3 protein-coding genes are annotated in these 21,465 nt (G+C 68.6%); 2 read left to right on the forward strand and 1 reads right to left on the reverse strand.

Annotated features, from left to right (window positions below; translation table 11 throughout):
- Positions 1-89: 89 nt before the first annotated feature.
- Entirely contained in the window at positions 90-14,843 is a 14,754-nt protein-coding gene (locus tag HUW62_RS22085; protein ID WP_176435534.1) for a non-ribosomal peptide synthetase, read from the forward strand.
- Here HUW62_RS22085 and HUW62_RS22090 read toward each other — a convergent pair.
- Positions 14,840-18,604: a type I polyketide synthase gene (locus HUW62_RS22090; RefSeq protein WP_176435535.1), complete on the reverse strand. Its 3,765-nt coding sequence runs from the start codon at positions 18,602-18,604 to the stop codon at positions 14,840-14,842. The genes HUW62_RS22085 and HUW62_RS22090 overlap by 4 nt on opposite strands.
- Before the next feature lie 104 nt (positions 18,605-18,708).
- Between HUW62_RS22090 and HUW62_RS22095 the strand changes: the two genes are divergently transcribed.
- The coding region (locus HUW62_RS22095) for an amino acid adenylation domain-containing protein (RefSeq protein ID WP_176435536.1) at positions 18,709-21,465 on the forward strand (2,757 nt) is incomplete at its 3' end.

A 21,465-nucleotide genomic window follows, 5' to 3' on the forward strand; every position in this document is an offset into this window, starting at 1 on the left:
CGCCTTCTCACGGAGCGCCAGGTGTCGGTCTCACCGACGCGGGGCTTCGTGTCTTCCGAGATTCGTCTTCTTGAGTTTGAGGTGTCGACATGTCCGCGAATGAGCCGAAGCCCGCGAGCCCTCGTGTTCGCAGGCCGCCGCCTGTGGTGCCCGTTCGCCGGGAGGGCCCTCCGCCGCTCTCCTTCGCCCAGCGTCGCATGTGGTTCCTCTCGCGGTTGGACCCGTCGGGCTTCGCCTACAACGCGCCGTTCTTCGCGCGGCTCAAGGGATGTCTCGATGTATCAACGCTGGAGCGCGCGCTGACGGAGGTGGTGCGCCGGCACGAAGCGCTGCGGACGACCTTCGCGGAGGTCGAAGGGGAGCCGGTGCAGTGCATCGCCTCCGAGGCGCCGGTGTCGCTGGTGGTGGAGCGACTGGAGGGGCCGGAGCGTGAGCAGGAGGCCCGAAGGCTCGCGGAGGAGGAGGCACGGCGTCCGTTCGATTTGGGCACGGGGCCGATGCTGCGCGCGCGGCTGTTGCGCCTGGATGAAGAGGAGCATGTGCTGCTCCTGACGCTGCACCACATCTCGTGTGATGGCTGGTCGTTGTCCTTGCTGGAGCGGGACGTCGGCGAGCTGTACGGCGCCTTCCTCGAAGGCCGCGAGTCGAAGCTGCCCGTGCTGACGGTGCAGTACGCGGACCATGCGGCGTGGCAGCGCGAGTGGTTGAAGGGGGAGGTGCTGGAGGAGCAGCTCGCGTGGTGGAAGCAGCACCTGGAGGGCGCCTCGCCCGCGCTGGAGCTGCCGACGGACAGGCCGAGGCCCCCGGTGCAGTCGGCCAAGGGCGCGGTGCTGGGCGTGCCGCTGCCCGCGGAGTTGATGAAGGCGCTGCGGGAGCGGTGCAAGCAGGAGGCGGTGACGCCGTTCATGTTGTTGCTGGCGAGCCTCCAGGCGTTGTTGTCGCGGCACAGCGGGCAGCCGGACGTGGTGGTGGGCACCCCCATCGCGGGGCGCACGCGGCGCGAGGTGGAGGGGCTCATCGGGTTCTTCGCCAACACGCTGGCGTTGCGCGTGGATGTGGACGGCAACGAGTCCTTCAAGTCGTTGCTGGGACGCGTGCGTCAGGCGTGCATGGGGGCGTACCAGCATCAGGACGTGCCCTTCGAGCGACTGGTGGATGCGCTGCGGCCGGTGCGGGACTTGAGCCGCTCGCCGTTGTTCCAGGTGCTGCTCGTGCTCCAGAACGCGCCGCCGCTGGTGCGACTGTCGGGGCTGGAGTCGCGCGACGTGGACTTCGAGCCGGGCGTCGCGAAGTTCGACCTCACGCTCTTCGTGCGCGAGACGCCGGAGGGTTGGGTCGCGCTGTGGGAGTACAGCACGGCGCTGTTCGACGAGGCGACGGTCCGCGGGCTCGCCAGCCACCATGTGGCGCTGCTGAAGGGAGTGCTGGAGGACCCGGAGCGCAAGGTGGGTCAGGTGGACCTCCTGGATGCGGAGGAGCGGCGGAAGGTGTTGGTGGAGTGGCCGTGGCAGGAGGAGGTGCGGCACCCGTCGTGGTTGATGCATCGACGGGTGGAGGCGCAGGCGGCGCGCACGCCCTCGGCCATGGCGGTGACGAATGGCGGCGGCTCGCTGACGTACGCGCAACTGGAGCAGCGGGCCAATCAGCTCGCGCACCACCTGATGGCGCTGGGGGTTCGCCCGGGGAGCGTGGTGGGGCTGTGCCTGGAGCGAAGCAGCCTCGACCTTCCGGTGGCGGTGCTGGCGACGTTGAAGACAGGTGCGGCGTGCCTTCCGTTGGACCCTGGCTATCCGCCGTCGCGACTGGCGCGGATGCTCGATGATGTGGGCGCGCCGGTGGTGCTGGTGCATGCCGCGCTGGAGCGTGCGCTGCCCGAGGAGGGCACGGCGCGGAGGGTGAGGCTGGAAGAGGAGGCCGCGCGCATCGCCGAGCAGTCCACCGTGGCGCCCGGATGGGTGTTGTCGCCGGAGCTTCCCTGCTACGTCCTCTTCACGTCGGGGAGCACGGGGACGCCCAAGGGCGTGACGATGTCCCATCGTGCGTTCGGCACGCTGGTGAACTGGCAGTTGGCGAGCACGTCGGCGCCTGGGGCGAGGACACTCCAGTTCGCCTCGCTGAGCTTCGACGTGTCCTTCCAGGAGCTGTTCTGCACACTGGGCGAGGGCGGCACGCTCGTCCTCGTTTCGGCGGCGACGCGTCAGGACCCCGCGACGTTGATGGCGTATCTGCGCGAGCACCGCGTGGAGCGGCTCTTCGTGCCCTTCGTGGCGCTCCAGGCGCTCAGTGAGCGAGCTCGACACGAGACGGAGTTGCCGCCGCTGCGCGAAGTGGTGACGGCGGGAGAGCCGTTGCAGGTGACGCCCGCGGTGGTGTCGTTCTTCGAGCGACTGCCGGGCTGTGTGCTGGAGAACCAGTACGGCCCCACGGAGACGCACGTGGTGACGGCGTGGAGAGCGAAAGGTCCGCCCTCGACGTGGCCGGCGCTGCCTCCGGTGGGCAGGCCCATCGTCCTCGCGACGGTGATGGTGCTGGATGCGTGGGGAGCCCCGTGCCCCATCGGTGTGACGGGAGAGGTGTGCGTGGGAGAGCGGAGCCTCGCGCACGGCTACTGGGGGCGGCCAGAGCTGACGGCGGAGCGCTTCGTCCCGAACGTCCTGGACAGTGGCCGGGATGGGCGGCGCATCTACCGCACGGGAGACCGGGGGCGATGGCTGGCGGACGGGAACCTGGAGCTTCAGGGTCGCGCGGATGAGCAGGTGAAGGTGCGCGGCTTCCGCGTCGAGCTGGGTGAGGTGGAGGTCGCGCTGAAGGAACTCCCCGGCGTGACGGACGCGGCGGTGGTGGTGCGGCGAACGGACGGGGGAGAGAAGCGACTGGTGGGCTACGTCGTGCGGCCCGAGTCCTCGGACGCGGAGGACCAGAAGCGCCGGCTGGCGAATCAGCTGCCCGAGTCCTCCGACGCGGAGGACCTGAAGCTCCGGCTGGCGAATCGGCTGCTCGAGTCTTGGGACGCGGAGGACTTGAAGCGTCGACTGGCGAAGCGGCTGCCCGAGTACATGGTGCCGGGCGTGCTGGTGCGACTGGAGGCGCTGCCGCTGACTCCCAGCGGCAAGGTGAATCGTCGCGCGCTGCCGGAGGTGGACTCGCGTCGCGCGGAGGCGGGCGCCCGCTACGAGGCGCCGCGTGACGCGCTGGAGCGGACGCTGGCGGAGGTCTGGCGGGAGGTGCTGGGCGTCTCGCCCGTGGGCGTGAGGGACGACTTCTTCGCGCTGGGTGGGCACTCGTTGCTGGCGACGCGCGTGGTGTCGCGACTGAGGGATGCCCTGGGCCACGACGTGCCCGTGCGACTGTTGTTCGAGGCGCCCACGGTGGAGGCGCTGGCCGGGCGACTGGGTGCGCTGGGAGGACACGCGCGGCTGCCGGTGCTGATGCGAGCCGAGCGGCTCGTGGACCCGCCCCTGTCATTCGCGCAGCAGCGCCTGTGGTTCCTCGCGCAGCTCGACGCGGGAGGGCATTCGTACAACCTGCCCTTCGTCGTCCGACTCCGTGGTGCCGTGAAGGTGGAGGCCCTGGAGAGAGCACTCGCGGAGGTGGTCCGCCGACACGAGGCGCTGCGCACGAGCTTCGTCGAAGTGGGAGGTGAGCCCGTTCAGCGCGTCGCCGCTGATTCCGTGGTGCCCCTGACGGTGGAGTCGGTGGAGGGCGCCGACGACGTGGAAGAGGCGGTGCGGAGCCGCGTGGTGCGGGAGGTCCAGGCGCCGTTCGACGTCGCGCGGGCGCCCCTGCTGCGCGCGACGCTGCTGCGGACGCGGGGTGACGAGCAGGTGCTGGTGGTGGTGCTGCACCACCTGGTCGCGGATGGCTGGTCGCTCGGCGTGCTCACCCGAGAGTTGGAGGCGCTGTATGTCGAGGCCTCGTCATTGCCCGAGCTGCCGGTGCAGTACGCGGACTACTCGGTGTGGCAGCACGGCTGGCTGAAGGGAGACGTGGAGGCCTCGCAGCTCTCCTGGTGGCACGAGGCGATGAAAGGCGCGCCGCCGGTGTTGGAGTTGCCCACGGACCGGCCGAGGCCCGCGGTGCAGGGATACCGAGGGGCGAGCGTGCCGGTGCGCTTGTCCTCGGAGTTGAGCGAAGCGCTGCGGCGGCTGAGCCGACGAGAAGGCGCGACGCTGTACATGACGCTGCTGGCGGGCTTCCAGGTGTTGCTGGCGCGCTACAGCGGACAGTGGGACGTGGTGGTGGGCTCCCCCGTGTCGGGGCGGACGGCGAGGGAGACGGAGGGGCTGATGGGCTTCTTCGTGAACACGCTGGCCCTGCGAGCACAGCCGGATGCGGCGTCCTCGTTCCAGGTGCTCCTGCGTCAGACGAAGGAGACGGTGCTGGGGGCGCTCGCGCACCAGGACGTGCCCTTCGAGCGACTGGTGGAGCACCTCCGTCCGGAGCGGGACTTGAGCCGCTCGCCGTTGTTCCAGGTGCTCTTCACCTTGCAGGAGGCCGCGCCGCTGCTCTCGCTGCCGGGTGTCACCGCGAGCCCCTGGGACTTCGCGAGCACCATCGCCAAGTTCGACCTGGAGCTGCTGCTGGTCGACGCACCGGGAGCCGCTGTCGAAGGGCAGCTCATCTACAACGCGGACCTCTTCGAGCCGTCCACCGTCCAGCGCATCTCGGAGTGCTTCCTGGAGCTGTTGCGCAACCTCTCCAGCCGACCGGAGGCGCGGCTGTCGTCGCTTCCGCTCCTGCCGCCGGACGAACGCCAACGCGTGCTGGAGGCGTGGAACCAGACGGCGGTGGAGTTCCCGCGCGAGGGCTGCGTCCATCACCTCTTCGAGGAGCAGGTGGCGCTGCGGCCGGACGCGGTGGCGTTGGAGTTCGGTGAGCAACGGTTGAGCTATCGGGAGCTGGAGGCTCGGGCCAATCAACTGGCGTGGGCGCTGAAGGCGCGTGGCGTGGGCGTGGATGTGCTGGTGGCGGTGTGCCTGGAGCGCTCGGTGGAGCTCATCGTGTCGCTGCTGGCCATCCTCAAGGCCGGTGGTGCGTATGTCCCCCTGGACTCCAGCTATCCGGCGCGGCGGCTGGAGCAGATGTTGGAGGACACGACGCCTCGGCTGCTCGTCACCACTCGTGCCTTGCTGGAGCAGTTGCCCCAGGAGGGACGTCCCGAGTTGATGCTGTTGGAGGAGGAGCGACTGGCGGACCTGCCGACGACGGCGCCGCGCATGCCTGTGTCGGGTCGGAACCTGGCGTACGTGGACTTCACGTCGGGAAGCACGGGGCGGCCCAAGGGCGTGGCCGTGGAGCACCGAGGCGTGCTGCGGTTGTTGTACGGCGCGCCCTACGCGCGACTGGGGCCGGAGGAGACGTTCCTGCTCATCGCGCCCATCTCCTTCGATGCGTCGACGTTGGAGGTGTGGGGACCGCTGTGCCTGGGTGGAAGGCTGGTCGTCTTCCCGCCGCGTTCGCCCAGCGAGTTGGACTTGCTGACGGACGTGCTCCATCGGCACTCCGTCACGTTGTTGCACCTGACGGCGGGCCTGTTCAGCCAGATGGTGGAGCTGGGGATGGACGGGCTGAAGGGAGTCCGCCAGCTCCTGACAGGTGGAGACGTGGTGTCCGCGCCGCACGTGAAGCGCGTATTGGAGGAGCTGAAGATTCCGGTGACGGCCTGCTACGGGCCGACGGAGAGCACGCTCTTCACGTCGGTCCATCGGATGACGCGAGTGGAGGACGTGGGCGCGTCGGTGCCCATTGGCCGGCCCATCGGCAACACGCAGGTCTATGTGCTGGATGCTGGGATGGAGCCCGTTCCAGTGGGCGTGGCGGGAGAGCTGTACATCGGTGGTGATGGCCTCGCGCGAGGGTATCTGCGCCAGCCCGATGTGACGGCGGACCGCTTCATTCCGAATCCGTTCAGCGCGGTGCCAGGAGAGCGGCTCTATCGCACTGGAGACCTGGCGCGCTTCCGCCCGGACGGGGTGCTGGAGTTCCTGGGCCGACGGGACAGCCAGGTGAAGGTGCGGGGCTACCGCATCGAGCTGGCCGAGGTGGAGGCATCGCTCCTCGCGCATCCGGCGGTGAAGGACGGGTTGGTGGTGGTGCGGGATGGCGCGGGAGGCAAGCGCCTGGTCGCGTACTACGTCGAACAGGCGCAGCCGCCCGAGGCACCTCGGGTGCGGGACTGGCTGAAGCAGAAGCTGCCCGAGTTCATGGTGCCCTCGGCCTTCGTGAAGTTGGCGGCGCTGCCGTTGACTGCGAATGGGAAGGTGGACCGAAAGGCCCTGCCGTCGCCGGAGCAGGACGGGCCGAGCGCGGAGGCGGTGCAGGGGCTTCGGACGGTGATGGAGTCGCTGGTGGCGCGCATCTGGACGCCGCTGCTCGGCGTGGCGCGGGTGGGCGTGAAGGACGACTTCTTCGCGCTCGGTGGTCATTCGTTGCTGGCGACGCGCGTGGTGTCGCGGCTCCGCGCGGCGCTCGGTCGTGATGTTCCGGTGCGATGGGTGTTCGAAGCGCCCACCGTGGAAGCGCTGGCCGAGCGATTGGAGGCCGTGAAGGCAAGCGGGCAGGGAATGAGCACCCCTGTGCCAACGCGAGTGTCGAGGCAAGCCACGATGCCGCTGTCGTTCGCGCAGCAGCGCTTGTGGTTCCTCGGGAAGCTCGACGCGGGAGGGTATTCGTACAACCTGCCGTTCGTCGTTCGGTTGCGAGGGGCGTTGAACTTGAAGGCGCTGGAGCAATCGCTCGCGGCGGTGGTGCGGAGACACGAGGCGCTGCGCACGACGTTCGAGGAAGTGGAAGGCGAACCGGTGCAGCGCATCGCCTCGGACGTGACGGTTCCGCTGGCGGTGGTGGAGGCCTCGGAGGATGGCGTGCGAGGCCAGGTGGAGACACTGGCGAGGCAGTCCTTCGACCTGGGCAAGGGTCCCCTGCTGCGAGTGACGCTGCTGAAGCTGGGTGAGCAGGAGCACGTGCTGGTGCTGGTGCTGCACCACATCGTGGCGGACGGCTGGTCGATGGGAGTGCTCACGAAGGAGTTGGAGGCGCTCTACGGTGCGCAGGTGGGGGGCTCGCAAGCGACGTTGCCGGAGCTGCCGGTGCAGTACGCGGACTACGCGGTGTGGCAGCGGGAGTGGCTGAAGGGCGAGGTGCTGGAGGAGCAGTTGTCGTGGTGGAGGGCGAGGTTGGCGGGAGCCCCAGAAGTGCTGAAGGTGCCGACGGACCGACCGAGGCCGGAGGTGCAGGGGTACCGAGGCGCGAGCGTGGCGGTGAAGCTGTCCGCGGAGCTGAGCGAGAAGCTGAAGCGGCTGAGCCGTGCGGAAGGCGTGACGCTGTACATGACGTTGCTGGCGGGCTTCCAGGTGCTGCTGGCGCGCTACAGCGGACAGTGGGACGTGGTGGTGGGTTCACCAGTATCGGGGCGGACGACGAAGGAGGTCGAAGGCCTGATTGGCTTCTTCGTGAACACGCTGGTGGTGAGGACGGAGGCGTCGGGCGAGCTGACGTTCCGGGAGATGTTGAGGCGTGTGAAGGAGTCGGTGCTGGGGGCCTTCGGGCACCAGGAAGTGCCGTTCGAGAAGCTGGTGGAGGCATTGCAGTCGAGCCGCGACTTGAGTCGCGCGCCCCTGGTCCAGATTGCCTTCGGCTTGAACGGGCCCTCTCAGTTGCCGGCGCTGCCGGGGCTGTCCTCGTCGGAGGTGACGTACGAGCCGGGTATGGCGAAGTTCGACCTCGCTCTATCGGTTCGTGAGGACGCGGAGGACCTGACGGGCTTCTGGGAACTCAATACGGACCTGTTCGACGCGGCGACCGTGGAGCGCCTGGCGACGCACTACCAGCAGGTGCTGGAGGCGGTGGTGGAGAATCCGGAGGCGAGATTGAGCGCGCTTCCCATGTCGGGGCATCACGAAGTGCCGGTGAAGGTGCCAGTGGCACGCCTCCAGGCTCGGCGGTTGGACCTGCTCGCTCCGGAGTCAGTGCCACAGGGGTTCATCGCACCGAGGACCGCCATCGAGGAACTGGTGGCGGGAGTCTGGGCTCCGCTGCTCGGCGTGAAGCACGTGGGTGCCGAAGACAACTTCTTCGAGCGGGGAGGTCACTCGCTGCTCGTAATGCAGGTGGCCTCGCGGCTGCGCGAGGTGCTGGGGCATGAGGTGTCGGTGAGGATGCTCTTCGAGGCACCCACCGTCGCCACACTGGCCAGGAGCCTGGAGACCCTCGTCGGTGGTGGTGCTGGACGAGGACGTCCGGAGCTGGTGCCCACGACTCGCACGGAGGCGTCGCCGCAGTCGTTCGCGCAGCAGCGCTTGTGGTTCCTCGACCGGTTGGAGCCGAACAGCCCGCTCTACAACATCCCCCTCGCGATGCGACTGACGGGGGCGTTGGACGTCGCGGCCCTGGAGCGCTCGTTCCACGTGTTGATCCGTCGCCACGAGTCCCTGAGGACGACCTTCGAGCAGGGAGACCATGGAGCGACGCAGCACATCCATCCCTTCGAGCCAGCGCCGCTTCCCCTGGTGGACCTGAGCAGCCTGCCCGCTCTGGCGCGAGAGCAGGAAGCTTTGCGACTCGGCGCGGAGGAAGGCCAGCGCCCGTTCGACCTGGGCAAGGGTCCCCTGCTGCGAGTGACGCTGCTGAAGCTGGGTGAGCAGGAGCACGTGTTGGTGCTGGTGCTGCACCACATCGTGGCGGATGGCTGGTCGATGGGAGTGCTCACGAAGGAGTTGGAGGCGCTCTACGGTGCGCAGGTGGGGGGCTCGCAAGCGACGTTGCCGGAGCTGCCGGTGCAGTACGCGGACTACGCGGTGTGGCAGCGGGAGTGGCTGAAGGGCGAGGTGCTGGAGGAGCAGTTGTCGTGGTGGAGGGCGAGGTTGGCGGGAGCCCCAGAAGTGCTGGAGGTGCCGACGGACCGACCGAGGCCGGAGGTGCAGGGGTACCGAGGCGCGAGCGTGGCGGTGAAGCTGTCCGCGGAGCTGAGCGAGAAGCTGAAGCGGCTGAGCCGTGCGGAAGGCGTGACGCTGTACATGACGTTGCTGGCGGGCTTCCAGGTGCTGCTGGCGCGCTACAGCGGACAGTGGGACGTGGTGGTGGGTTCACCAGTATCGGGGCGGACGACGAAGGAGGTCGAAGGGCTGATTGGCTTCTTCGTGAACACGCTGGTGGTGAGGACGGAGGCGTCGGGCGAGCTGACGTTCCGGGAGATGTTGAGGCGTGTCCGGGACGCGGTCCTGGGGGCGCTTACGCACCAGGACGTGCCGTTCGAGAAGCTGGTGGATGCGTTGCAACTGTCTCGCGACCTGAGCCGCTCGCCGTTGGTGCAGGTGTCCTTCGCGCTCCAGAGCGCACCGTCGGGAGACCTGTCGTTGCCGGGGCTCACGCAGAAACCGGTGGACCTGGGGACTCGGACCGCCAAGTTCGACCTCGCGTTGTCCGTGCGAGAGGACGTGGAGGGACTGTCAGGCTCCTGGGATTTGAACACGGACCTGTTCGACACCGCGACGGTGGAGCGGATGGCGACGCACTACCAGCGGTTGCTGGAGGCGGTCGTGGAAGTGCCGGAGGCGACGCTGCGAGCGCTTCCGATGCCAGGGCACCGCGAGGTCCCCGTGAAGGTCGCTGGTCCCCGCATCCAGTCACGCAGCGGCGAGCGCGTGATTCCAGAGGAGGGGTTGGAGGGCTTCATCGCTCCCAGGACCGCGATGGAAGAGCTGGTGGCGGAGACCTGGGTTCCGCTGCTGGGCGTGAAGCGCCTCGGCGCGGAGGACAACTTCTTCGAGCGAGGAGGACACTCGCTGCTGGTGATGCAGGCGGGGTCCCGGCTGAGAGCCGCCTTGGGACACGAAGTGCCGGTGCGCATGCTCTTCGAGGCACCCACGGTGTCCTCGTTGGCCGCGAGGCTGTCCACGTTGGTGCGGGGAAGCCTTGAAACTCGGAGTCCGGAGTTGCTCCCCGCATCGAGGGCGGATGCGCTGCCCCTGTCCTTCGCGCAGCAGCGCCTGTGGTTCCTCGACCGGCTGGAGCCGAACAGCCCGCTCTACAACATCGCCCTGGCGATGACGTTGGAGGGCGCGCTCGACCTTGGCGCGCTGGAGAAGGCGTTCCATGAGTTGGTTCGCCGCCACGAGTCCCTGAGGACGACAATCCGCCAAGGTGGGCAGGGCGCGATTCAGCACATCAGTCCCTCTGTGTCCGTGCCGCTGTCCGTGGTGGACCTGAGCGGTCTGCCCGTGGAGGCGCGAGCGCCCGAGGCCTTGCGACTCGGGATGAAGGAGGAGCAGCGCCCGTTCGACTTGAGCGCGGGCCCGTTGCTGCGAGTGACGCTGCTGAAGCTGAGCGAGCAGGAGCATGTGCTGGTGCTGGTGCTGCACCACATCGTGTCCGACGGCTGGTCGATGGGCGTGCTCACGAAGGAGCTGGAGGCGCTCTACACCTCCCAGGTGAAGGGCGGAGACGCGGCGTTGCCGGAGCTGCCGGTGCAGTACGCCGACTACGCGGTGTGGCAGCGGGAGTGGTTGAAGGGAGACGTGCTGGAAGAGCAGTTGTCGTGGTGGAGGGCGAAGCTGGAGGGCGCCCCCGAAGCGCTGGAGCTGCCGACCGACCGACCGAGACCCGCGGTGCAGGGGCATCGCGGCGCGAGCATGGCGGTGCGGCTGTCCTTCGAGCTGAGCGCGAAGCTGAAGCGCTTGAGTCGCGCGGAGGATGTGACGCTGTACATGACGCTGCTGGCGGTGTTCCAGGTGTTGCTGGCGCGCTACAGCGGGCAGTGGGACGTGGTGGTGGGCTCGCCCGTGTCGGGTCGGACGAGAAAGGAAGTCGAAGGCCTGATTGGCTTCTTCGTGAACACGTTGGTGGTGAGGACGGAGGCGTCGAGGGCGCTGACGTTCCGTGAGCTGCTGGCGCAGGTCCGGGAGTCCGTGCTGGGCGCCTTCGCGCATCAGGAAGTGCCGTTCGAGAAGCTGGTGGATGCGTTGCAGTTGACTCGCGACTTGAGCCGCTCGCCGTTGGTGCAGGTGTCCTTCGCGCTCCAGAGTGCACCGTCGGGAGACTTGTCGTTGCCAGGGCTCGCGCTGCGCCCGTTGGACCTGGGGACGCAGGTGGCGAAGTTCGACCTCGCGTTGTCCGTGCGAGAGGACGCGGAGGGCATGGCGGGTTACTGGGTGTTCAACACGGACCTGTTCGACACGCGGACCGTGGAGCGCCTGGCCATCCACTACGAGCGACTGCTGGAGTCCGCCGTGGCGATGCCCGACGCGCGGCTGGATGCGCTCGGGATGCCTGGGCACATTGAAGTGCCGGAGAGGACGCCGTCAGTTCGCATCCACGCCCGGCGCACGGAGCAGCGGGATTTGGAGCAGACCCTGGAGTCCTTCATCGCGCCCAGGACGGCGATGGAGGAGCGGGTGGCAAAGCTCTGGGCGCCGCTGCTGGGCGTGAAGCGCGTTGGCGCGGAGGACCATTTCTTCGAGCGGGGAGGGCACTCGCTGCTGGTGATGCAGGTGGCCTCGCGACTGCGGGAGACGCTGGGCCGCGACGTGCCGGTGCGGATGCTCTTCGAGTCACCCACGGTGTCCGCGCTGGCCTCGCGATTGGATGAACTCGTGAAGGACGGGCTCGGGACAGGTCGTCCAGAGCTGGTCCGTACAGCACGGGCGGAGGCACTGCCCCAGTCGTTCGCGCAGCAGCGCTTGTGGTTCCTCGACCGGTTGGAGCCGGGTGGCTCGCTCTACAACATCGCGCTCGCGATGAAGCTGGAGGGCGTGCTCGAAGTGAAGGCCCTGGAGCGTGCCTTCAATGAACTGCTCCGTCGCCACGAATCCTTGAGGACGACCTTCCATCAACATGAGCAGGGGGCCGTGCAGCGCATCCACGCCGCCGCCTCCCTGCCGTTGTCCGTGGTGGACCTGAGTGGCCTCTCCGTCGAAACCCGAGAGCAAGAGGCGCTCCGACTGGGAGCCGAAGAAGGACGGCGTCCGTTCGACTTGAGCACAGGCCCGTTGCTGCGCGTGACGCTGCTGAAGCTGGGCGAGCAGGAGCACGTGTTGGTGCTGGTGCTGCACCACATCGTGGCGGACGGCTGGTCGACGTGGGTGCTCACGAAGGAGCTGGAGACGCTCTATGGCGCCTATGTGAAGGGAGAGGCCGCGACGCTGCCGGAGTTGCCCGTGCAGTACGTGGACTACGCGGTGTGGCAGCGCGAGTGGCTGAAGGGGGAGGTGCTGGAGGAGCAGTTGTCGTGGTGGAGGACGAAGCTGGCGGGAGTGCCCGAAGCGCTGGAGGTGCCCACGGACCGACCGAGGCCGGCGGTGCAGGGGTACCAGGGCGCGAGCGTGGCGGTGAGGCTGTCCTCGGAGTTGAGCGAGAAGTTGAAGCAACTGAGCCTGCGGGAGGGCGTGACGCTGTACATGACGCTGCTTGCGGGCTTCCAGGTGCTGCTGGCGCGCTACAGCGGACAGTGGGACGTGGTGGTGGGCTCGCCGGTGTCGGGGCGCACGACGAAGGAAGTGGAGGGGCTGATTGGCCTCTTCGTGAACACGCTGGTGGTGAGGACGGAGGCGTCGGGCGAGCTGACGTTCCGGGAGATGCTGGGGCGTGTGAAGGAGTCGGTGCTGGGGGCCTTCGGGCACCAGGAGGTGCCGTTCGAGAAGCTGGTGGAGGCTCTGAACCTGAAGCGCGACATGAGTCGCGCGCCGTTGGTCCAGGTGGTGTTCCAGCTCTTGAACACGCCTTCGGGAGACCTGTCGTTGTCCGGCCTCGCGCAACGCCCGGTGGACCTGGGGCTTCGTGCCGCCAAGGTCGACCTCGCGCTGAGCGTGCGAGAAACCGCGGAGGGTATCGAGGGAGCGCTCGAGTTCAGCAGCGACCTGTACGACGTGGCGACCATGGAGCGCTTCGGAGAACACCTGGAGCGTCTGCTGGAAGGCGCGGTGACCGAGCCGGGCCGACGACTGCGAGACCTTCCGCTCCTGAGCGAGTCCTCGCGGCGGGAGTTGCTGGCGCGGGGCGGCAGCGAAGCGCCCTTCGAGGGGGAGTGCCTGCACCGGTTGTTCGAGGCCCAGGTCGCGCGAACGCCCGAGGCCATCGCGGTGGAGATGGAGGGGCGGACGCTGACCTACGCCCAGCTCGACCGGAGAGCCCACAAGTTGGCCACGGTGTTGCGCAAGCGGGGCGTGAGGCCCGACGTGGTGGTGGGCCTGTGCCTGGGGCCGAGCCTCGATTGGGTAGTGGCGATGCTCGCCATCCTCAAGGCGGGAGGCGCCTACCTGCCGATGGACCCGGAGCATCCGCCGGAGCGCCTCGCGTACATGCTGGATGACGCGAACGTCGCTCTGCTGGTGTCGCGCTCGGAAGAGAGGTCCCGACTCGCCTGGTCCGGGGCCACCGTACTGCTGGATGAAATCGGTGAGCTCGATGACCTGGTGGTGGGCGCGGAATCGCCGGCGCCCGAAGTCACGGCGCGAAACCTCGCGTATGTCATCTACACGTCGGGGAGCACGGGGCGACCGAAGGGGACGCTGCTGGCGCACCGGGGCGCGGCGAACCTGGTGGAGTCCTTCCCCTCGTTGCTCGGCGGTCTTGGTCCGAGCGACAGGACGTTGATGTTCGCGACGGTGAGCTTCGATGCCTCCGTGGCGGAGGTCTTCCCCGCGCTGCTGCACGGGGCGACGCTGGTCCTGGCCCGGCGTGCGCAGATGGCGCCTGGAAGACCGCTGGCGGAGTTGCTCGCGCGCGAGCGAATCTCCGTGGCGACCCTGCCGCCATCGGTCCTGGCGATGATGCCGGAGGGCGAGCTTCCCAGGCTTCGAGTCCTGCTCTCGGCGGGCGAGGCCTGCACCGCGGAGCTGGTGGCACGGTGGAGCCCGGGGCGCCGTTTCATCAATGGCTATGGCCCGACGGAAGGGACGGTGGCCGCGACCTGGGGCGAGTGCTTCCCAGGAACGCGCCCCACGATTGGCAGGCCGTTGCGCAACGTGGTGGTGCGGGTGATGGATGAAGCGGGCAACCTGGCTCCCACGGGAGTCTGGGGCGAGCTGTACCTCGGTGGCGTGGGACTGGCGCGAGGTTACCTGGGTCGCCCGGACCTGACGGCGGAGCGCTTCGTCCCGGACCCGTATGGTGAAGGGGGACGGCTGTATCGAACGGGTGACGTGGTGCGGCTGCTCGAAGACGGAAGGTTCGAGTACCTGCGGCGCGCCGATGCCCAGGTGAAGGTTCGTGGCGTGCGTGTCGAGCCCGCGGAGGCGAGTGCCGCGCTCTCGGCCCATCCGGAGGTCCGGTCCGCCGTGGTCATGGGCCGGGAAGACACGCCGGGAGACATGCGGTTGGTGGCGTATGTGGTGCCGAGGGACGAGGCCCCGTTGACGGCCGATGTGCTGCGCGCGTGGATGAAGCGCTCGTTGCCGGAGCCATGGGTTCCTTCGGTGTTCGTGATGCTGCGCGAGTTGCCGCTCACGCCGAACGGGAAGGTGGACTGGAAGGCATTGCCCGCGCCCGAGGCGCACCGGCCAGAGCTGAGCGGTGGCTACGTCGCGCCTCGAGAGGGCCTGGAGCAGGTGCTCGCCCAACTGGTGGCGGAGGTCCTGAAGCTGGACCGCGTGGGCGCGGACGACAACTTCTTCGACCTGGGCGGCAACTCGCTCCTCTTGCAGTCGCTTCAGTTGAAGCTGGAGGAGCGGCTGGAGCGCAAGGTGCCGTTGGTGTCGCTGCTCCAGTTCTCCACCGTGCGCACGCTCGCCGCTCAGTTGGGGCCCGCCCCGGAGCCGGAGGCGCCTCGTCAGGTCGCGACTGCCGGAGACAGACGTGAGGGACTCCAGCGTCTGGCGCAGCAGCGACGACGACGACCTGGCTCGGATTAACGCAGCAGGCGTGCCAGCTTCGCTCCGAGCACCTCGACATGCGGTGCTTGCAGCATCGTGTGGTGGTCGCCAGGGACGACCTCCACGCGCGCCGCCGAGCCCAGGTCCAACCAGCCGAGCTCCGGGTGGGATGGGAAACCGGGAGGTGGCTGTCGGGCGCGGAAGTATTGGAGCTCGCCCCCGTCCCAGGGCGGCGGCACGTAGAGACTCAACGCTCGCGTGTTCGCGCGCAGCACGTCCAGTTGTCTGCGGGCCGATTCCAGCTCGGAGAACGGAGGCTCGATGCCGTCGCGTGCTGCTTCCTCCTGGAGCAGGCGGAACTGCTCTTCGACGGGCAAGTCCTTCGGCCACCCGGTGGACGGTGTGAACGTCTTCCCCGCGCGGAAGGTCAGCAGCGAGACCTGGTCCGCGAGCTCCGCGGAGACGTGTCCAGGTGGCGGCGTGTCCAGGAGCGCGCACAGGGGCACGCTATCGCCTTCAGCCGACAGTCGGCGCGCCATCTCGTAGGCGATGGTGCCACCCAGGGAGGCGCCCACGAGCAGGTAGGGGCCTCTGGGGCGCACGGTACGAAGGACGGAGAGGTAGTGCTCCGCCATCTGCTCCACGGTGGTGTGGCTGGAGGCCCCCGCTTCGAGTCCCACCGACTCGAAGCCGTACATGGGTCGCTCGGGAGCGAGGTGTCTCGCCAGTTCACGGTAGAAGAGCACCTGTCCACCGGCTGCGTGCACGAAGAAGACGGGCACCCCGTGAGTTCCCTCCTGGAGCCGCACGAGGCAACTGGGGGCCGTGGGCGCGGCGTCGCGAGCACCGTCTCCAATGCGAATGCGCGCCGCGAGTCGGGCAACCGTGGGGGACTCCAGCACGGTCTTCAGGGGAAGCCGCGCGCCAAGGCGGTCCTGGATGCGCGCACTCAGGCGCAAGGCGAGCAGTGAGTCTCCGCCCAGGGCGAAGAAGTCATCGTGGATGCCGATGTTCTCCAGATGGAACGTGAGCCTGAAACACTCGAGCAATACCTGCTCCGTGTCATTGCGAGGAGGTGCGGCATGAGAGCCCTCGTCGCGTTGAACCTCGGCACGCGCGGCTTCGCGGGCTTCCACGGCGCGAGCCGTCGTCCCAGTCGCCGTGACGGGCTCAATCCAGTGTCGCTCCCGGTCGAAGCTGTAGCCCGGCAGTGCGACGCGTCGGCGGCGCTCTCCAGCGCGGAAGCGCTCCCAGTCGATGGTGACACCCGCGAGCCAGGCTTCACCCAGTGAAGCGAGCGGATGCGGAGGCCGCTCCATCGAGGCGGATGCCAGGGTCGACAGCACGGGCTGCGACGTGCGAGTCGGATGCCTCCGCACGAGCGAGGACAGCGCCGTCCCCGGGCCGACTTCGATGAAGGCTCGGTCTCCACTGGAGAGCAGCAGGTGCAGTCCGTCGGAGAATCGCACTGTCTCGCGCAGGTGGCGGCACCAGTACATGGGGTCCGCTGCTTCGCGTTCACCGAGCCAGCGTCCGGTGAGGCTCGACACCACGGGCAGCTTGGGCGCACGCGGGGAGAAGCGGGAGACCACGCGCGCGAAGTCCGCCAGGTGCGGTTCGAGCATGACGGAGTGCGCCGCGTGGCTCAGATGCAGTCGGCGCGTCTCCACGCCCTGGCCCGCGAGCGTGGCCTCCAGTGCATCGAGCGCCTCCAGCGGCCCCGAGATGACACAGTCGGAAGGCGTGTTGATGGCCGCGACGGACAGCGAGGAGTTCAGCAGGGATTCCACCTGGTCCAGCGGCGCGAGGACCGCCGTCATCCCGCCGGGAAGAAGCCGCTCCATGATTCTTCCGCGCGCGGTGACCAACTCCAGCGCCTCTTCGAGCGTGAAGACGCCGGCCAGACAGGCCGCGACGTATTCGCCCAGCGAATGGCCGAACAGGGCCTCGGGCTGGACGCCCCGGGACAGCCAGAGCTGTGCCAGCGCCCAGTCACACGTGAACAGCGCCGCCTGGGTCCACAGCGGACGCGCCAGCTCACGAGCCGCCGAGTCGTAGCGTTCCGGAGGCGCGAACATCACCTCGCGCAAGTCGCCACCGAGCGGGGTACGCAGCAGCACGGCGCAGCGGTCCACGGCGTCGCGAAACGCGGGTTCACCGAGCAGCTCCGCGCCCATGTTCACGCGCTGCGCGCCTCCGCCCGGAAAGAGGAAGACAGCGCTTCGTCGCTCCACTTCGTCGAACGTGGTGCGAGGTCGAAGGGACTCATCCCGATGACTCAGCCGCGCGGAGGTCTCCGGGCGAGTGCTCGCGGTGATGAAGCGTCGCCAGCCGAAGCGATTGCGCCCGACTTGAAGGGTGTGGGCCACATCCGCGAGCGCGGCTTCGGTGTGGCCCAGGTGCTCCGCCAGCTCCGTGGTCATGCGTTCCAGCGCTGCCTCGGACCGGGCCGACAGCAACACCAGTTGTTCTTCTCCGCGAGGCGGGTCGCTCACCGGAGTGGGCGCCTCTTCGAGCACGACGTGCACGTTGGTGCCACCCATGCCGAACGAGCTCACGCCCGCGCGTCGGGGGCCCGGACTGTTCCAGGGTCGAGGCTCGGCCACGATGTAGAAGGGGCTGCCCTCCAGCTCCAGCAGCGGATTGGGCCGACGGAAGTGGACGGTGGGCGGAAGCTGTCGGTGCTCCAGCGCCAGCACCGCCTTGATGAGTCCTGTCACTCCGGCCGCCGCGTCGAGATGGCCGAGGTTGCTCTTCACTGAACCCAGTCCGATGGTGCCCGGTGCAACGCCTCGGAAGACCTGCTTGAGCGCGGCGACCTCGACGGGGTCTCCCAGCGGGGTGCCCGTGCCGTGGGCCTCGATGAAGGAGATGGTGTGAGGCTCGACTCCCGCCAGGGCCAGGGCATCGCTGATGGCGGCGACCTGTCCGGAGACGGAGGGCGCGGTGAAGCCCGCCTTGCTGCTGCCATCGTTGTTGGCCGCTGAGCCGAGGATGACCGCGCGAATCGGGTCTCCATCCGCGAGCGCATCCTCCAGTCGCTTGAGGAGCACGACGCCGACACCGTTCCCCGGCACGGTGCCCGCCGCCTGGGAATCGAAGGCACGGCAGTGGCCATCGGGAGAAGAGATGCCGCCCTCCTGAGTGGGGTAGGCGACGAGCTGCGGCGAACGCACGGCCGCGCCTCCCGCGAGCGCCAGATTGCACTCCCCCGCGAGCAGCGCCTGACACGCGAGGTGCACGGCTGTCAGCGACGTGGAGCACGCCGTCTGCACCGTCAGCGCCGGCCCGGTGAGGTTCAGCTTGTAGGCCACGCGCGTCGCCAGGAAGTCGCTGTGAGTCCCGAGGATGCTCTCCGTCCAGTCACTGGAGCGCCGCTCCATGCTCGGAATGACGTTGGTCAGCAGATAGGTGCTGAGCGAGGCACCGCCATAGACGCCCACGTGCAGTGGCCGGGTCCGAGCGGCATGGCCCGCGGATTCGAGCGCGCCCCAACAGCACTCCATGAACAGGCGTTGCTGTGGGTCCAGTTGCTCTGCCTCGCGAGGGGAGTACCCGAAGAAGCGCGCGTCGAAGAGGTCGGCGCCTTCGATGACGCCCGCCGCCGCGACCCATCCCTCGCCCGAGGGGAAGCCCGCTTTCGCGCGCTGCTCGGCGTCCAGCACCGTGACGGAGTCGACACCCGAGATGAGGTTGGACCAGAAGCCCTGTGCGTCCGAAGCGCCCGGAAAACGCAGCGACAACCCGATGATGGCGATGGCCGTCGGGCCGGGCGGCTCATGAGACACGTTCTCACCCATCACCGAACTAGAGCATGGCTGGATGCGCGAGTTGAACGTGGTTGACCTCAGAGGCTGATAAATCTGATTTAACCTGAAATAGCTGTCGGGACGGAGGGGTCGTGATGAGCGCACCCGAAGTGAAGCGAGAGGTGGCGAGGGTGCGAAGCCTGCCCCCGTTGGTGCCCGTTCCGAGGGAGTCTCCTCCGCCGTTGTCCTTCGCCCAGCAGCGCCTGTGGTTCCTCGCGCAGGTGGACGCCGGGGGCTACTCCTACAACGTGCCCTTCTTCTCGCGGCTGAAGGGGCGGCTCGACGTGGCGGCGCTCCAGCGAGCGTTGTCGGCGCTGGTGCAACGACACGAAGCCCTGCGCACCACGTTCGGTGAAGAGGCCGGGAGGCCGGTGCAGCGCATCGCGCCCGATGCCTCCGTGACGATGTCCGTGGAGGTCGTGGCGGAGGAGGACCTCCTCCGTCTCGCCGAGGAGGAGGCGCGGCGCACGTTCGACCTGAGTACCGGACCGATGCTTCGCGCGCGGCTGTTGCGAGTGCACGAAGACGACCACGTGTTGCTCCTGATGCTTCACCACATCTCGTGTGACGGCTGGTCCATGGGGGTGATGGAGCGCGAGCTGCGCGAGCTGTATGGCGCCTTCACCGAGGGCCGCTCGCCGATGTTGCCCGTGTTGCCTGTGCAGTACGCGGACCATGCGCTGTGGCAGCGCGAGTGGTTGAAGGGCGAGGTACTGGAGTCGCAGCTCGCGTGGTGGAAGGCGCTGCTGGAGGGAGCCTCGCCCGCGCTGGAGCTGCCCGTGGACCGGCCGAGGCCGCCAGTGCAGACGTTCCGGGGCGCCAGTGTGGCGCTGCCCCTGTCGCCGTCGCTCTCGCAAGCGGTGAAGGCCCAGTCTCGCGCCGAGGGCGTGACGCCGTTCATGCTGTTGCTGGCGTGCTTCCAGGTGCTGCTGTCGCGCTACAGCGGCCAGCGGGACGTCGTCGTGGGGATGCCCATCTCCGGGCGGAACCGGCGCGAGCTGGAGAACCTCATCGGCTTCTTCGTCAACACGCTCGCGCCGCGTCTGGACGTGGATGGGGAGGAGTCGTTCCGGGCGATGCTCGGGCGGGTGCGTCGGCTGTGTCTGGGGGCCTACGCGAACCAGGACGTTCCGTTCGAGACGCTGGTGGAGGCGATGCGGCCGGCTCGGGACTTGAGCCGCTCGCCGCTGTTCCAGGTGATGTTCGTCATCGAGGGACCGCGCGCCCTGCCGTCGCTGCCGGGGCTCGCGGCGAGCCAGGTGGTCTTCGACTACGGCATGGCGAAGTTCGACCTGACGTTCTTCCTGCGCGAGACGGCCGAGGGCTGGGTCGGCATCTGGGAATACAACCAGGCGCTGTTCGACGAGGCGACCCTGCGGCGGATGGCGACTCACTACGTGACGCTGCTGGAGGGACTGCTCGCGGACCCGGGGCGACGCGTCGGCGACATGCCGTTGTTGGATGAGTCGGAGCGGCGCGCACTGCTGCGTGAGTGGAGTGGCCGCGCGGATTCGAGTGTCATGCCCGGTTTGATGCACGCGTGGGTCGAAGCGCAGGTGTCGCGCTCGCCCGACGCGGTGGCGGTGACGGACGGACAGTCGTCGCTGACGTACGCGAGCCTGGAGCGGCGCGCGAATCAGCTCGCGCATCACCTGCTGGGGTTGGGTGTTCGGCCGGGGGGCACGGTGGGGTTGTGCCTGGAGCGTGCGTCCCTGGAGATGCCGGTGGCGGTGCTGGCGACGCTGAAGGCCGGCGCGGCCTTCCTCCCGTTGGACCCGAGCTATCCGTCGCAGCGCCTGGAGCAGATGTTGGAGGACACGGGTGCGCCCGTGGTGCTCGTGCACGGCGCGTTGGAGCGAGCGTTGCCCGAGCGCGCCGGGACGCGTCGGGTGCGCCTGGAAGAGGAGGCGGGGCGGATTGAGGCGAGGCCCATTCATGCTCCCGCTGTTCCGCTCTCGCCGGAGACTCCCTGCTACTTTGTCTACACGTCAGGGAGCACGGGGCGGCCCAAGGGCATCCTCATGTCTCATCGCGCGGTGGGGAACATGCTGCGCTGGTTGCTCGCGCGCACGGTGGACCCTGGGGCGACGACGCTTCAGTTCGCCTCGCTGAACTTCGATGTGTCGTTCCAGGAGATGTTCGGAACGTGGTGCCTGGGCGGCACGGTGCTGCTGGTGGGCGAGGAGGCGCGAAGGGACCCGGTGGCCCTGTTGCATCGCATGGTGACCCACGGCGTGGGGCGGCTGTACCTGCCCTTCGTGGCGCTCCAGGCGTTGTGCGAGGTGGCGCAATACGAGGCCGTGCTGCCGCCGCTGCGCGAAGTGGTGACGGCCGGTGAGCAGTTGCAGGTGACACCCGCGCTGGTGTCCTTCTTCGAGCGGCTTCCTGGCTGCGTGCTGGAGAACCAATACGGCCCCTCGGAGGCCCATGTCGTCACGGCCTGGAGGGCTCAAGGCCCGCCCGGGACATGGCCCGCGCTGCCGCCCGTCGGCGTGCCCATCTCGAACGTGAAGGTGTACGTGCTCGACGAGCGGGGCGCTCCGAGTCCCGTGGGTGTGGTGGGAGAGGTGTTCGTCGGGGGCGCGAGTCTCGCGCACGGGTATTGGGAGAGCGCGGAGCTGACCGCGGACCGGTTCATCCCAGATGCACTGAGTGACGAACCGGGCGCGAGGCTGTACCGCACGGGGGACAAGGCGCGATGGCTGGGGGACGGGAACCTTGAGTTCCTGGGGCGCGTGGACGGGCAGGTGAAGGTGCGCGGCTTCCGCGTGGAGCCAGGCGAGGTGGAGGTGGCGTTGAAGGCGCTGCCGGGGGTGAAGGACGCGGTGGTGGTGGTGCGGCAGGAGGAGGGT

It is taken from the genome of Myxococcus sp. AM011, from assembly GCF_013372595.1.
GTDB lineage: Bacteria > Myxococcota > Myxococcia > Myxococcales > Myxococcaceae > Myxococcus > Myxococcus eversor.

Bases quoted from the DNA above. Each gene is read 5' to 3' on its own strand.
- HUW62_RS22085 (WP_176435534.1), top strand. From the start codon at position 90: ATGTCCGCGAATGAGCCGAAGCCCGCGAGCCCTCGTGTTCGCAGGCCG.
- HUW62_RS22090 (WP_176435535.1), bottom strand. From the start codon at position 18,604: ATGGGTGAGAACGTGTCTCATGAGCCGCCCGGCCCGACGGCCATCGCC.